A 15,169-nucleotide genomic window follows, 5' to 3' on the forward strand; every position below is an offset into this window, starting at 1 on the left:
AGATCTGAACCATGGTTGAACTTGCTCTCCCCAAGAATTCGCAGGTCGGCGAAGGCAAGACCTGGCCGAAGCCGGAAGGCGCGACGAACGTTCGCGAATATCGCGTCTATCGCTGGAATCCGGACGACGGCAAGAACCCGTCGATCGACACCTATTACATCGATCTCGACAATTGCGGACCGATGGTGCTCGACGGTCTGCTCTACATCAAGAACAACATCGACCCGACGCTGACGCTGCGCCGTTCCTGTCGTGAAGGCATCTGCGGTTCCTGCGCGATGAACATCGACGGCACGAATACGCTTGCCTGCACCAAGGGCATGGACGACATCAAGGGTGCGGTGAAGATCTACCCGCTGCCGCACATGCCGGTGGTCAAGGATCTGGTGCCGGACCTCAACAACTTCTACGCCCAGCACCGCTCGATCGAGCCCTGGCTGAAGACGGTTTCTCCGCCGCCGGCCAAGGAATGGAAGCAGAGCCACGAGGATCGCCTGAAGCTCGACGGCCTCTATGAGTGCATTCTCTGCGCCTGCTGCTCGACCTCCTGTCCGAGCTACTGGTGGAACGGCGACCGTTACCTCGGTCCGGCCGTCCTGCTGCAGGCCTATCGCTGGCTGATCGACAGCCGCGACGAAGCGACCGGCGAACGCCTCGACGATCTCGAGGATCCGTTCCGCCTCTATCGCTGCCACACCATCATGAACTGTGCGCAAGCCTGCCCCAAGGGTCTGAACCCGGCCAAGGCGATCGCGGAGATCAAGAAGATGATGGTCGAGCGTCGCGTCTGACGCCTGCCATTACACGAGTAAACACGGGAGGGGCCGCGGGCATGCGCGGCCCTTTCCTTTTGTCAGTTCGCTTTCCCGATCCGTCAATTCGATTCGGCAAGCGCCGATGCGTGGCTTCCCGAAAGGCGGGGTTGATGCAGGCGATTGCCTGCGGGGTGCGGCAAAACCGCAAAAAAGGCGGGCGCTTTTTCCCTTTGCCGTGATTTCGCCGGAGGTTGCCTTGATTCATCCCCATCTTTCACGATAATCCGGGCAACCTCTAGGGAAGACAAGCCCGCCAAGGGCAAGCAAGGAGTTTGGCGATGCAGTTCAGATTTGCGGCGGCCGGTGTAATGATCGCTCTGGCACTCTCGGGATGCCAGCGCACGTCTTATTACGACCAGCAGCCGTCATCGACCCTGCCGCCGCTGCAGGCCCAGCCGGTGCCGTCCGTACAGTCCGGACAGCTGCCGCCGCCGAACGGGACGCAGATGCCGGGTGACCAGACGATGCAGAACGGCATGCCGCCAGCCGGCAATCCGGCCGTGGCCGCCAATGCGATGGACGTCACGAAGGAATCCATGGTCGGTAGCTGGAAGGTTTCCAATTCCGGCGTCACCTGCGACATGTTCCTGACGCTGACCAATCTCGGTTCCGGCCTGCGTGGCGGAACGCGCGGCTGCCTTGGTCCGCTGACGACGATGGCTTCCTGGGAAGTCAGCGGCAAGCAGATCTCGGTCAAGGATCGCGACGGCAACGTCATCGGCACGCTCTACAAGACGGCCGACGCCCGCTTCGACGGCACGACCGCTGCCGGCCAGCCCTTCAGCCTCAGCCGCTAACAGGACCCGCCGCGTCCTGCGGCGGCATACGGGCGATCCATGCAGCCTGCGCCAGACTACAATCTCAGCGTCAGCGAAAAGCTGAAGGCCCTTGCCGCATCCGGCGAACTGAAGCCGGATCCGGCGCAGATGGCTGTCGCCGCGCGCCTCGACCGCATCCTCAGCGACCTCAAGGAACACCGGCACGCAGCGAAGACCAGCGCGCTCGGTTGGCTGTTTGCCGCCCGCAAGGGCAAGAAGAAGGAAGCGGTCAAGGGGCTTTATGTCCATGGCAGCGTCGGACGCGGCAAGACCATGCTGATGGACATGTTCTTCCAGATGGCGCCGGTCAAGCGTAAGCGTCGCGCGCATTTCCACGAGTTCATGGGCGACGTCCATGCCCGGATCCACGCCCACCGCCAGAAACTGAAAAGCGGCGAGGCGACGCAGGCCGATCCTGTGCCGCCGGTCGCTTCCGAGCTTTTTGCCGAGGCTGAGCTTCTGTGCTTCGACGAGTTCACGGTGACGGACATCGCCGATGCGATGATCCTCGGACGGTTGTTCACCGAGTTGTTCTCGCGCGGCTGCGTGCTGGTGGCAACGTCCAACGTCGAACCCGACAATCTCTACAAGGACGGACTCAATCGCGGCCTGTTCCTGCCGTTTGTCGCACTGCTGAAAGAGTATGTGGGCATCGTGTCGCTGGATTCTCCCAACGACTACCGCATGGAGAAGCTGAACAGCCTGCCCGTCTTCATGACGCCGCTCGATGACCGTACCGATGCGGCGATGAATGCGACCTGGAATGCCTATGCCGAGGGGCGCAAGCCTTCGGTCGAGACGATCGAGCTGAAAGGCCGGTCGATCAAGGTGCCGCAGGCCGTGGGAACGATGGCGCGTTTCGGTTTCTCCGACCTCTGCAGCAAGCCGCTGGGCGCATCCGACTATCTGGCGATTACCGAGAAATACGACACCATCTTCGTCGATCACATCCCGCAAATGGGGGCAGATCGTCGCAACGAGATCAAGAGATTGATTATCCTGGTGGACGCTCTTTATGATCGCAAGGTACGCCTGATCGCATCGGCGGCCTCATGGCCGGAGGAGCTTCTGACCGAACGGCGCGGTACGGAAGGCTTTGAATTCGATCGAACGATCTCGCGTCTGTTCGAGATGCGGAGCCAGGAATATCTTGAGGCCAGCCGGGAAGCTCATGCCGGCTGACGCTGAAATGGTGCGAAATTATCTTACGTTTACGTAAGAATTTTGTCATCTAAACGATTGAAATTCCTCAGCCAAAATTAATCGGTTGCCATATTTGCGCTTTAGGGCTATGCGAAAGCCCGATAATGGAGGCACATTGACGTGTCGGTCCGTTCTTAAAGCGCAAAGGGAGCTCTTCATGGCCCGCAAGAAAATCGCACTCATTGGTTCCGGTATGATTGGTGGCACGCTGGCGCATCTGGCCAGCATGAAAGAACTGGGCGACGTCGTCCTGTTCGACATTGCCGACGGCATTCCCCAGGGCAAAGGGCTCGACATCGCCCAGTCCTCGCCGGTCGATGGCTTTGACGCCAAGCTGACGGGCGCCAGCGATTATTCGGCCATCGAAGGTGCTGACGTCTGCATCGTCACCGCCGGCGTACCGCGCAAGCCGGGCATGAGCCGCGACGATCTTCTCGGCATCAACCTGAAGGTCATGGAGCAGGTCGGCGCCGGCATCAAGAAGTATGCCCCGAACGCCTTCGTCATCTGCATCACCAACCCGCTCGATGCGATGGTCTGGGCCCTGCAGAAGTTTTCGGGCCTGCCGAAGAACATGGTCGTCGGTATGGCCGGCGTTCTGGACTCGTCGCGCTTCCGCCTGTTCCTCGCCCAGGAATTCGACGTTTCTGTTGAAGACGTCACCGCCTTCGTTCTCGGCGGCCACGGCGACTCGATGGTGCCGCTCGCCCGTTACTCCACCGTTGCCGGCATTCCGCTGACCGATCTCGTGAAGATGGGCTGGTGCACGAAGGAACGCCTCGAAGAAATCATCCAGCGCACCCGTGACGGCGGCGCCGAAATCGTCGGCCTGCTGAAGACCGGTTCGGCCTACTACGCCCCGGCCGCTTCCGCGATCGTGATGGCTGAATCCTACCTCAAGGACAAAAAGCGCGTCTTGCCCTGCGCCGCCTATCTCGCCGGCCAGTACGGCGTGAAGGACATGTATGTCGGCGTGCCGACCGTGATTGGCGCCGGCGGCGTCGAGCGCGTCATCGAAATCGATCTGAACTCTTCCGAAAAGGAAGCGTTCGACAAGTCCGTCGGCGCGGTTGCCGGTCTCTGCGAGGCCTGCATCAACATCGCTCCGGCACTCAAGTAATCACCTGAACCTTATCAAAGCAGGGATATACGAATGAATATTCACGAATATCAGGCCAAGGCTCTCCTGAAGAGCTACGGCGCGCCGGTCGCGGAAGGTGTGGCCATCTTCTCGGCAGACGAAGCCGAAGCCGCAGCCAAGAAGCTGCCGGGACCGCTTTACGTGGTCAAGAGCCAGATCCACGCCGGCGGCCGCGGCAAGGGCAAGTTCAAGGAACTCGGCCCCGACGCCAAGGGCGGCGTTCGTCTCGCCAAGTCGATCGAAGACGTTGTCACCAACGTCAAGGAAATGCTCGGCAACACGCTCGTGACCAAGCAGACCGGCGCTGCCGGCAAGCAGGTCAACCGCCTCTACATCGAAGACGGCGCCGACATCGACCGTGAGCTTTATCTCTCGATCCTCGTCGACCGTTCCGTCGGCCAGGTTGCCTTCGTCGTTTCGACCGAAGGCGGCATGGACATCGAGACCGTTGCCGAAGAAACCCCCGAGAAGATCGTCACCGTGGCGATCGATCCGGAAGCCGGTGTGACCGCCGACAACGCTAACGCGCTCGCCGACGCGCTGAAGCTCGAGGGCGCTGCCCGCGAAGATGCGCTGAAGCTCTTCCCGATCCTCTACAAGGCCTTCGTCGAAAAGGACATGAGCCTGCTCGAGGTCAACCCGCTGATCGTCATGACCAACGGCCGCATGCGCGTTCTCGACGCCAAGGTGTCGTTCGACGGCAATGCGCTGTTCCGTCATCCGGAAGTCGTCGAACTGCGTGACATCACGGAAGAAGACGAGAAGGAAATCGAGGCCTCGAAGTATGACCTCGCCTATGTCGCTCTCGACGGCAACATCGGCTGCATGGTCAACGGCGCCGGTCTCGCCATGGCGACCATGGACATCATCAAGCTCTACGGCGCCGAGCCGGCGAACTTCCTCGATGTCGGCGGCGGCGCTTCCAAGGAGAAGGTCACCGCGGCATTCAAGATCATCACGGCCGATCCGGCAGTGAAGGGCATCCTCGTCAACATCTTCGGCGGCATCATGAAGTGCGATGTCATTGCCGAAGGCGTTCTCGCAGCCGTCAAGGAAGTTGGCCTCAAGGTGCCGCTCGTCGTTCGCCTCGAAGGCACAAATGTCGAACTCGGCAAGAAAATCATCAACGAAAGCGGCCTCAATGTGATCTCCGCTGACGATCTGGACGATGCCGCCCAGAAGATCGTCGCCGCTGTGAAGGGGGCCTGAGTTAGATGTCCATTCTCGTAAACAAAGACACCAAGGTCCTCGTACAGGGCCTGACCGGCAAGACCGGTACCTTCCACACCGAGCAGGCGCTCGCCTATTACGGCACGAAGATGGTCGGCGGTATCCACCCTTCCAAGGGCGGCACCAACTGGACCGGTTCCAAGGGTGAAAGCCTGCCGATCTTCGCTTCCGTCGCCGAAGGCAAGGAAGCCACCGGCGCCAACGCATCCGTGATCTACGTTCCGCCGGCAGGCGCCGGTGCGGCGATCATCGAAGCGATCGAAGCCGAAATCCCGCTGATCGTCTGCATCACCGAGGGCATCCCGGTCGAAGACATGGTCAACGTCAAGGCAAAGCTCGACAAGTCCAAGTCGCGCCTGATCGGACCGAACTGCCCGGGCGTCCTGACGCCGGAAGAATGCAAGATCGGCATCATGCCGGGCTCGATCTTCAAGAAGGGTTCCGTCGGCGTCCTGTCGCGCTCCGGCACGCTGACCTATGAAGCCGTGTTCCAGACCTCGAACGAAGGCCTCGGCCAGACGACGGCTGTCGGCATCGGCGGCGACCCGGTCAAGGGCACCGAGTTCATCGACATGCTGGAAATGTTCCTGGCCGACGACGAGACGAAGTCGATCATCATGATCGGCGAAATCGGCGGCTCGGCCGAAGAAGATGCGGCGCAGTTCCTCAAGGACGAAGCCAAGCGCGGCCGCAAGAAGCCGATGGTCGGCTTCATCGCCGGCCGTACGGCTCCTCCCGGCCGTACGATGGGCCATGCCGGCGCCGTCATTTCCGGCGGCAAGGGCGGTGCGGAAGACAAGATCGCGGCCATGGAATCGGCCGGCATCCGCGTCTCGCCGTCGCCGGCTCGCCTCGGCAAGACGCTGGTCGAAGTCCTCAAGGGCTGACATTTGAAATTCCATGAGGGGAAGGCCACATTTTCCCCTCATGGTTCCGGTTTATCCCGGCGGCGGCAAGTCGGGCCGTGTGAAATGCCGACGAGAAACCTGGGTGACGAGAAAAGCCCTGACAAGGAGGCAGGCCCGCGGGTCTGCAAATACCCATGGCAAGACAAGAAGCCAACGAACAGTTTCAGATCACATCCTTCCTGGATGGCCAGAACGCTGCCTATATCGAGCAGCTTTATGCACGTTACGAGGATGACCCGGCCTCGGTGTCTCCCGAATGGCAGGCCTTTTTCAAGGCGCTGGAAGACAATCCGGATGATGTGAAGAAGGCCGCCCAAGGCGCGTCCTGGAAGCGCAAGAACTGGCCGATCGCCGCAAACGGCGAACTGGTCAATGCGCTCGACGGCGACTGGGCAACGGTCGAGAAGGCCGTTGAAGGAAAGCTCAAGGCCAAGGCGGAAGCCGCCGGCAAGCCGGCAAGCGGCACCGACGTCCTGCAGGCGACACGCGATTCCGTCCGCGCCATCATGATGATCCGCGCCTACCGCATGCGCGGCCACCTGCACGCCAAGCTCGACCCGCTCGGCATTGCCGCAGCCGTGGAAGACTTCAAGGAACTGTCGCCGGAATCCTACGGCTTCACGGAAGCCGACTACGACCGTCCGATCTTCATCGACAAGGTGCTCGGCCTGGAATACGCCACCATCCGCGAGATGCTGGCGATCCTGAAGCGCACCTATTGCTCGACGCTCGGCGTCGAGTTCATGCATATCTCCGACCCGGAAGCGAAGTCCTGGATCCAGGAGCGCATCGAGGGACCGGACAAGGGTGTCGAATTCACGCCGAACGGCAAGAAGGCGATCCTCCAGAAGCTGATCGAGGCCGAAGGCTTCGAACAGTTCATCGACGTCAAGTACAAGGGCACCAAGCGCTTCGGTCTCGACGGCGGTGAAGCGCTGATCCCGGCGCTCGAGCAGATCATCAAGCGCGGCGGTCAGCTCGGCCTTGAAGAAATCGTTCTCGGCATGGCCCACCGCGGCCGTCTGAACGTTCTCTCGCAGGTGATGGCCAAGCCGCACCGGGCGATCTTCCACGAGTTCAAGGGCGGTTCCTACGCTCCTGACGACGTCGAAGGTTCCGGCGACGTGAAGTACCATCTCGGCGCGTCTTCCGACCGCGAATTCGACGGCAACAACGTGCACCTGTCGCTGACCGCGAACCCGTCGCACCTGGAAATCGTCAACCCGGTCGTCATGGGCAAGGCCCGCGCCAAGCAGGACCTGAAGGCGAAGAGCTGGGACAACGACATCATTCCGCTGAAGGAACGCGCCAAGGTCATGCCGCTGCTGCTGCATGGTGACGCCGCATTCGCAGGGCAGGGCGTGGTTGCCGAAATCCTCGGCCTTTCCGGCCTGCGCGGCCATCGCGTTGCCGGCACGGTTCACTTCATCATCAACAACCAGATCGGCTTCACGACGAACCCGCATTTCTCGCGGTCCTCGCCGTATCCGTCCGACGTGGCCAAGATGATCGAAGCGCCGATCTTCCACGTCAACGGAGACGACCCGGAAGCGGTCGTCTACGCCGCCAAGATCGCGACCGAATTCCGGATGAAGTTCCACAAGCCGGTCGTCATCGACATGTTCTGCTACCGCCGCTTTGGCCACAATGAAGGCGACGAGCCGTCCTTCACGCAGCCGAAGATGTACAAGGTCATCCGTTCGCACAAGACGGTCGTCCAGCTCTATGGCGAGCGTCTTGTCAGCGAAGGTCTGATGACCGAAGGCGAACTGGAAAAGATGAAGGCCGACTGGCGCGCTCATCTGGAACAGGAATTCGAGGCCGGCCAGTCCTACAAGCCGAACAAGGCCGATTGGCTGGATGGCGCATGGTCGGGCCTCAGGGCTGCCGACAATGCCGACGAACAGCGCCGCGGCAAGACCGCCGTGCCGATGAAGACGCTGAAGGAAATCGGCAAGAAGCTGTCCGAGGTTCCGGAAGGCTTCAACGTCCACCGCACCATCAAGCGCTTCATGGACAACCGCGCCGAAATGATCCAGACCGGCGAAGGCATCGACTGGGCGATGGGCGAGGCTCTCGCTTTCGGTTCGCTCTGCCAGGAGGGCACCGCGGTGCGCCTGTCCGGTCAGGACGTCGAACGCGGCACGTTCTCGCAGCGCCATACCGTTCTCTACGATCAGCAGACCGAGGAACGCTACATTCCGCTCGCCCATGTCGGCGGCGGCCAGGGCCGCTACGAGGTCATCAACTCGATGCTGTCCGAAGAAGCCGTGCTCGGCTTCGAATACGGCTATTCGCTGGCTCGTCCGAATGCGCTCACCCTCTGGGAAGCCCAGTTCGGCGACTTCGCCAACGGTGCGCAGGTCATCTTCGACCAGTTCATCTCGTCGGGCGAACGCAAGTGGCTGCGCATGTCCGGTCTCGTCTGCTTGCTGCCGCACGGCTATGAAGGCCAGGGTCCGGAACACTCTTCGGCCCGCCTCGAGCGCTGGCTGCAGATGTGCGCCGAAGACAACATGCAGGTCGCAAACTGCACCACGCCGGCCAACTACTTCCACATCCTTCGCCGCCAGGTGAAGCGCGACTTCCGCAAGCCGCTGATCCTGATGACGCCCAAGTCGCTGCTGCGCCACAAGCGTGCGGTCTCGTCGCTGTCGGAGCTTGCCGGTGAATCTTCGTTCCACCGTCTGCTGTGGGATGATGCGGAGGTCATCAAGAACGGCCCGATCAAGCTGCAGAAGGACAACAAGATCCGTCGCGTCGTACTCTGCACGGGCAAGGTCTACTACGACCTTCTCGAAGAGCGCGAAAAGCGCGGCATCGACGACATCTACCTGCTGCGTGTCGAACAGCTCTATCCGTTCCCGGCCAAGGCGCTCATCAACGAGCTGTCGCGCTTCCGTAACGCGGAAATGGTCTGGTGCCAGGAAGAGCCGAAGAACATGGGCGCCTGGGCGTTCATCGACCCGTATCTGGAGTGGGTGCTCGCGCATATCGACGCCAAGTATCAGCGCGTGCGCTATACGGGCCGCCCGGCCTCGGCCTCGACGGCAACGGGCCTGATGTCGAAGCACCTGGCGCAGCTGGAAGCTTTCCTGGAGGACGCGCTCGGGGGCTGATGCTCCCCTGCGCCAAACGAAATTCTGACCAACGGAAATTGAAATCATGGCCACTGAAATCCGCGTACCCACCCTCGGCGAGTCCGTTTCGGAAGCAACCGTCGGCACCTGGCTCAAGAAGGTCGGCGACACCGTTACCGCCGACGAGCCTCTGCTCGAACTGGAAACCGACAAGGTTTCGATCGAAGTGCCGGCTCCGGCGTCGGGCGTCCTGTCCGAGATCGTTGCTGCCGAAGGCGAGACGGTCGAGCTCAATGCGCTGCTCGGCAACATCTCGGAAGGTGCCGGCGCCGCCGCTGCCGCTCCGGCTGAAAAGCCGGCTGCCGCCGCGCCTGCACCCGCCGCTGCTCCGGCTCCGGCCGCAGCTCCGGCAGGCGACATGCCGCCGGCACCGGCCGCTGCCAAGATGATGGCAGAAAAGGGCGTTTCCGCCGATCAGGTCGAAGGGTCCGGCAAGCGTGGCCAGGTGCTGAAGGGCGACGTGATCGCCGCCATCGCCAAGGGCCCATCGGTTACCGCCGAAGCGCCGAAGGCCGCCCGCGCGCCGTCGTCCGTCGACGATGCGCCGCGTGAAGAGCGCGTCAAGATGACCCGCCTGCGTCAGACGATCGCCAAGCGCCTGAAGGATGCCCAGAACACGGCTGCAATGCTGACCACCTACAACGAGGTGGACATGAGCGCCGTGATGTCCATGCGCAACAAGTACAAGGACATCTTCGAGAAGAAGCACGGCGTGAAGCTCGGCTTCATGGGCTTCTTCACCAAGGCCGTGACGCATGCGCTGAAGGAACTGCCAGCGGTCAACGCCGAAATCGACGGCACCGATATCATCTACAAGAACTTCTGCCACATCGGCGTCGCCGTCGGCACGGACAAGGGCCTCGTCGTTCCGGTCGTACGCGATGCCGACCAGATGTCGATTGCCGAAGTCGAGAAAGAAATCGGCCGCCTCGGCAAGGCTGCCCGTGACGGCCAGCTGTCGATGGCCGACATGCAGGGCGGCACGTTCACCATCTCCAACGGCGGCGTCTACGGTTCGCTGATGTCCTCGCCGATCCTCAATGCCCCGCAGTCGGGCATTCTCGGCATGCACAAGATCCAGGAGCGTCCGATGGCTATCGGCGGTCAGGTCGTCATCCGTCCGATGATGTATCTGGCGCTCTCCTACGATCACCGTATCGTCGACGGCAAGGAAGCCGTGACCTTCCTGGTGCGCGTCAAGGAAAGCCTGGAGGATCCGGAACGCCTGGTTCTCGATCTCTAAGACATTTGCCCGGACCGGCCAGAGATGGTCGGTCCGGGCTTCGTTTCAAACGCAGGGTGGCGCCATGACCCCGGAATTTCTGCTGACAGCGCTGATCGTCGTTCTGGCTCCGGGTACGGGCGTTCTCTACACGGTGTCCACCGGTCTCGGTCAGGGCCGCACCCAATCGCTGGCCGCCGCTTTCGGATGTACCCTCGGCATCGTCCCGCACATTCTTGCCTCGTCACTCGGCCTTGCCGCGATCCTTCACACCAGCGCTCTGGTGTTTCAGGGCTTCAAGTTCGCCGGTGCCGCCTACCTGATCTATCTGGCCTGGATGACGCTGAAGGACAAAGGGCCGGTGCGCTTCGAAGCTGCTGCCACACCCTATGGTCTCGCGCGCATCGCCCGGACGGGCTTCCTGATCAACATCCTCAATCCGAAGCTGTCGATCTTCTTCCTGGCCTTCCTGCCGCAGTTCATTCCGGCGGATAGCCCGCATACGCTTGCGACGATGCTGGAACTCGGCGGTATCTTCATGCTGATGACATTCGTCGTGTTTGTCGGTTACGGTGTGTTTGCGGCACGGGTCCGTACCTACATTCTCGCCAGCGAGCGGGCGATGAGCTGGATCCGCCGCACGTCGGCCATGGCCTTCTGCGCCCTTGGCGTCAAGCTGGCGCTGGCGACGCGCTGATCGCGAAAGAGGATTTCGGAATGCATCAGTACCTGATCGAACTTGCATCGCTGATGGCGATCTTCTCCTTCGGTATTATCGCGCCGGGGGCCGATACCGCCATGGTCATGCGCCAGGCGATCGTCCACGGCCGCAAGGCGGCGATCCTGACGAGCTTCGGCATCGGTACGTCGCTGATGTTTCATGTGACCTACACGATCCTCGGCCTGGGCCTGATCATTTCGCAGTCGATCCTCCTCTTCAACGTCATCAAGTGGGCGGGCGTCGCCTATCTCGTCTATATCGGCATCCAGTCCTTCCGCGCCGGCAAGGTCTCGCTCGATGCGCCGATTGCCGAGACGGCAGTCAAGGCGCAGTCCGCGGCCAAGGGCTTTGCGCTGGGCTTCATGGCGAATGCTCTCAATCCGAAACCGGTGTTCTTCTTCCTTTCGATCTTTTCGACGGTCGTCAGCCTGTACACGCCGGCTATGGTCAAGTTCGGCTACGGTCTGGTGATGGCCAGCTGCCTGATCGCATGGTTCGTCGCCATGTCCTTCTTCCTGACCATTCCTCGCATGCGGGCGTCTTTCGAGCGCGCCAGCAAGTGGATCAACCGGGCAAGCGGCGCGGTCTTCATCGCCTTCGGGCTGAAGCTCGCGACGGAGAAGGCAGGCTGATCATGGGACCGCAGCGGCACATGGCTGTTTTGCTCGGCACACTGATGGGTGTGCCGGCGCTTGCCTGTGCCGAAGACTGCCGTCAGGAAAATGCGCTCTATGCCGAACCGGAAGCCGGCTTCGAGCTCTCGTTCAAGCCCGTCAAGTCCGACGCCGCGGCGACCAGCCATCTCTTCGACATATCCGTGCCGAAGACTAAGGTCGTGCTCGACGGCAATGTGATGATCACCGACGAGGTTTCGCGCACCGAAGGCGTCGTGTTCTACAATTGCCCGGAGGGCGACGTGACCGGCGCCGATATCCGGGCCTGCACGGTCTGGGAAGGCGTCATCTACGCCGTCGACGACAGCGGCAATGTCGACCTCCTGCCGCCGGAAGGCGCGGATGCGGCGGGCCAGCTGCTGCTGCCGGGCTTCGGGCTTGCATTGCGCTTCTCCTCTGCCTGGGGAGCGGACAAGGCCTCCGTCGCCCCGTGGGACGTATTCAAGCTGAAAGGTTGCGCGAATGGCTGACGGACCCGTTCTTCTCGTGACCGGCGGCAGCCGGGGCATCGGCGCCGCGGTCTGCATCCTTGCCGCCCGTCAGGGCTGGCGGGTCGCCGTCAATTTCGTGCGCAACGGCGAGGCGGCGCAGTCCGTCGTCGACCGGATCAAGGCGATGGGCGGCGAAGCGCTTGCCGTGCAGGGCGATGCCTCCGAAGAGGAGGATATCGCGGCGATCTACGACGTCGTCGACAATGCGTTCGGTCGTCTCGACGGTCTGGTCAACAATGCCGGCATCATCGGCATGCCGGTCAGGGTCGACGAGATGAGCCGCGAGCGCATCGAGCGGATTTTCAAGGTCAATGTGCTCGGGCCGATGCGCGTTGCGGCGGAAGCGGTCAAGCGCATGTCGACGCGTCATGGCGGCGAGGGTGGCGTGATCGTCAACCTGTCCTCGGCGGCGGCCATGCTCGGCTCGCCGGGTGAATTCGTCGACTATGCCGCTTCCAAGGGGGCGATCGACGTGTTCACGCTCGGTCTCGCCAAGGAAGTCGCCGAGGAAGGAATCCGCGTCAACGCCGTGCGTCCCGGGCTCATCCATACCGACATCCAGGCGGATGCCGGCAATCCCAATCGTGCGCACGATCTGGCACACGCCGTTCCGATGAAGCGGGCCGGCGAGCCCGAGGAAGTGGCCAGCACGATCGTGTTTCTTTTGTCCAACGAGGCATCCTACGTCACGGGTGCCGTGCTTAATGTGACCGGCGGCAGATAGTCCGCCAGCCAAGGAAGGAAGTTCAATGTCTTATGATGTCGTCGTGATCGGAACCGGCCCCGGCGGTTATGTCTGCGCAATCAAGGCCGCACAGCTCGGCCTGAAGGTCGCGGTGATCGAGAAGCGCGCCACGTTCGGCGGTACCTGCCTCAACATCGGCTGCATTCCGTCGAAGGCGCTGCTGCATGCCTCCGAGGTCTATGCCCATACCGCACACGGCATCGAAGAGCTCGGCGTCGAGGTTTCCAAGCCGAAGCTGAACCTCGCCAAGATGCTGACGCACAAGGACAACACCGTTAAGTCCAACGTTGACGGCGTGCAGTTCCTGTTCAAGAAGAACAAGATCGACACCTTCCTGGGCACCGGCCAGATCCTCGGCGAAGGCAAGGTTTCCGTCACCAGCGACAGCGGTGAAGTGAAGGAACTGGAAACGAAGAACATCGTCATTGCCACCGGTTCGGACGTTGCCGGCATTCCCGGCCTTTCCGTCGATATCGACGAGAAGGTGATTGTCTCTTCGACCGGCGCGATCGCGCTCGAGAAGGTGCCGCAGAAGATGATCGTCGTCGGCGGCGGTGTCATCGGCCTCGAACTCGGTTCCGTCTGGTCGCGCCTCGGCGCGCAGGTGACGGTCGTCGAATATCTCGACAAGATTCTCGGCCCGATGGACGGCGAAGTCTCCAAGCAGTTCCAGCGCATGCTGACGAAGCAGGGCTTCGAATTCCAGCTGTCGGCCAAGGTAACCGGCGTCGAGAAGGCCGGAAGCGGTGCCAAGGTAACCTATGAGCCCGTGAAGGGCGGCGATGCCGTGACGCTCGAAGCCGACGTCGTGCTGATTGCCACCGGCCGCAAGCCGTTCACCGAAGGCCTCGGCCTCGGCAAGGCCGGCGTCGTGCTCGACAAGGCCGGGCGGGTCGAGATCAACAATCACTTCCAGACGTCCGTCCAGGGCATCTATGCGATCGGCGACGTGGTCAAGGGTCCGATGCTGGCGCACAAGGCGGAAGACGAAGGCGTGGCGCTGGCCGAAATCCTGGCCGGTCAGGCCGGCCATGTGAACTACGATGTCATTCCGAGCGTCGTCTACACGCAGCCGGAAGTGGCTTCCGTCGGCAAGACCGAGGAAGAGCTGAAGGCCGCCGGCGTTGCCTACAAGGTCGGCAAGTTCCCGTTCACCGCCAATGGCCGCGCGCGGGCCATGCTGGCGACCGACGGCTTCGTCAAGATTCTGGCCGACAAGGACACCGACCGCGTGCTCGGCGCCCACATCGTCGGCTACGGCGCAGGCGAGATGATCCACGAGGCAGCGGTGCTGATGGAGTTCGGCGGTTCGTCGGAAGACCTCGGCCGCACCTGCCACGCCCACCCGACCATGTCGGAAGCGGTCAAGGAGGCGGCGCTCGCCACCTTCTTCAAGCCGATCCACATGTGATCGACTGACGAAAGCCAAGAATTAAATCTTCGTCATTTTCGAAGCCGCAGCTTGTATTTCAGGCTGCGGCTTCTATTCTGCCAACTCCCACTAAGCTATTGTCAGGGCAGAGAAAAATGGCGTCTAATACTCAACTTTCCTACAGCATTGCGCAGCGCTCCATTCATTGGCTGATGGCGCTCCTGATTTTCTTCAACCTGATCTTTTCCGACGGGATGGAGGCATGGAGCCGCGCGGTGCGCAATGGCGGCACCGCCGACGCTGACGTCGTCGGTTCGGCGAACATCCATGCCTATGTGGGTATCGCTATTCTGGTCCTGGCGTTGATCCGGCTCGCTTTCCGGCTCGTGCAGGGCGCGCCGGAGGCGCCGGCAGACGAGCCGCCCGTGGCCAAGCTCCTGTCCTCGCTGGCGCATGGCACCTTCTACATCCTGTTCTTCATCATGCCGCTTGCCGGCATCGGCGCCTACTACTTCGGCAACGAAACCGCCGGCTTCCTGCATGGCGGGCCGCTGAAGCTGATCCTCTGGGTGCTGATCGTGGCACATGTCGGTGCCGCGCTGATCCATCACTTCTACTGGAAGACGGATGTGCTGAAGCGCATGACGAGCGGCGTCAAGGCCTGACAGCCACGTCGACTGACCGCCCGC

General features: G+C 61.9%; 14 protein-coding genes. All 14 read left to right on the forward strand.

Annotated features, from left to right (window positions below; all coding sequences use genetic code 11):
• The first annotated feature begins 11 nt into the window (after positions 1-11).
• The 14 genes from NN662_RS03750 (at position 12) to NN662_RS03815 (ending at position 15,145) form a co-directional block, all read left to right on the forward strand.
• Positions 12-791 (forward strand): succinate dehydrogenase iron-sulfur subunit, encoded by a 780-nt coding sequence (locus NN662_RS03750; RefSeq protein WP_261928974.1) that lies wholly within the window; start codon positions 12-14, stop codon positions 789-791.
• A 302-nt stretch (positions 792-1,093) separates the two neighbouring features.
• Positions 1,094-1,612, forward strand: a complete 519-nt coding sequence (locus NN662_RS03755; RefSeq protein WP_261928975.1) for a protease inhibitor Inh/omp19 family protein — start codon at positions 1,094-1,096, stop codon at positions 1,610-1,612.
• Positions 1,613-1,651: 39 nt separating this feature from the next.
• A complete protein-coding gene (gene zapE, locus NN662_RS03760) occupies positions 1,652-2,815 on the forward strand; it encodes a cell division protein ZapE (RefSeq protein WP_261928976.1) in 1,164 nt (387 codons plus the stop codon).
• Positions 2,816-2,993: 178 nt separating this feature from the next.
• Complete coding sequence (gene mdh, locus NN662_RS03765; RefSeq protein ID WP_261928977.1) at positions 2,994-3,956, forward strand: malate dehydrogenase; 963 nt, start codon at positions 2,994-2,996, stop codon at positions 3,954-3,956.
• 33 nt (positions 3,957-3,989) lie between these two features.
• The gene (gene sucC / locus NN662_RS03770; RefSeq protein ID WP_261928978.1) at positions 3,990-5,186 is read left to right on the forward strand and encodes an ADP-forming succinate--CoA ligase subunit beta; all 1,197 of its coding nucleotides are present in this window, start codon (positions 3,990-3,992) and stop codon (positions 5,184-5,186) included.
• A gap of 5 nt (positions 5,187-5,191) precedes the next feature.
• Positions 5,192-6,094 carry a succinate--CoA ligase subunit alpha gene (gene sucD / locus NN662_RS03775; RefSeq protein ID WP_261928979.1) on the forward strand — a complete coding sequence of 301 codons (903 nt, stop codon included), beginning with the start codon at positions 5,192-5,194 and terminating at the stop codon, positions 6,092-6,094.
• A gap of 155 nt (positions 6,095-6,249) precedes the next feature.
• Positions 6,250-9,234, forward strand: coding sequence for a 2-oxoglutarate dehydrogenase E1 component (locus NN662_RS03780; protein WP_261928980.1), 2,985 nt, complete (start codon positions 6,250-6,252; stop codon positions 9,232-9,234).
• 46 nt (positions 9,235-9,280) lie between these two features.
• Positions 9,281-10,498: a 2-oxoglutarate dehydrogenase complex dihydrolipoyllysine-residue succinyltransferase gene (gene odhB, locus NN662_RS03785; protein ID WP_261928981.1), complete on the forward strand. Its 1,218-nt coding sequence runs from the start codon at positions 9,281-9,283 to the stop codon at positions 10,496-10,498.
• 64 nt (positions 10,499-10,562) lie between these two features.
• The gene (locus NN662_RS03790; protein WP_261928982.1) at positions 10,563-11,174 is read left to right on the forward strand and encodes a LysE family translocator; all 612 of its coding nucleotides are present in this window, start codon (positions 10,563-10,565) and stop codon (positions 11,172-11,174) included.
• Positions 11,175-11,194: 20 nt separating this feature from the next.
• Positions 11,195-11,830, forward strand: a complete 636-nt coding sequence (locus NN662_RS03795; RefSeq protein ID WP_261928983.1) for a LysE family transporter — start codon at positions 11,195-11,197, stop codon at positions 11,828-11,830.
• 20 nt (positions 11,831-11,850) lie between these two features.
• Positions 11,851-12,342 (forward strand): hypothetical protein, encoded by a 492-nt coding sequence (locus NN662_RS03800; protein WP_261928984.1) that lies wholly within the window; start codon positions 11,851-11,853, stop codon positions 12,340-12,342.
• A complete protein-coding gene (locus NN662_RS03805) occupies positions 12,335-13,087 on the forward strand; it encodes an SDR family oxidoreductase (protein WP_261928985.1) in 753 nt (250 codons plus the stop codon). The genes NN662_RS03800 and NN662_RS03805 overlap by 8 nt, the downstream gene beginning before the upstream one ends.
• 25 nt (positions 13,088-13,112) lie before the next feature.
• Positions 13,113-14,519 carry a dihydrolipoyl dehydrogenase gene (gene lpdA, locus NN662_RS03810; protein WP_261928986.1) on the forward strand — a complete coding sequence of 469 codons (1,407 nt, stop codon included), beginning with the start codon at positions 13,113-13,115 and terminating at the stop codon, positions 14,517-14,519.
• A 116-nt stretch (positions 14,520-14,635) separates the two neighbouring features.
• Positions 14,636-15,145: a cytochrome b gene (locus NN662_RS03815; protein WP_261928987.1), complete on the forward strand. Its 510-nt coding sequence runs from the start codon at positions 14,636-14,638 to the stop codon at positions 15,143-15,145.
• The last annotated feature ends 24 nt before the right edge of the window (positions 15,146-15,169 follow it).

The organism is Rhizobium sp. NRK18 (assembly GCF_024385575.1).
Taxonomy (GTDB): domain Bacteria; phylum Pseudomonadota; class Alphaproteobacteria; order Rhizobiales; family Rhizobiaceae; genus JANFMV01.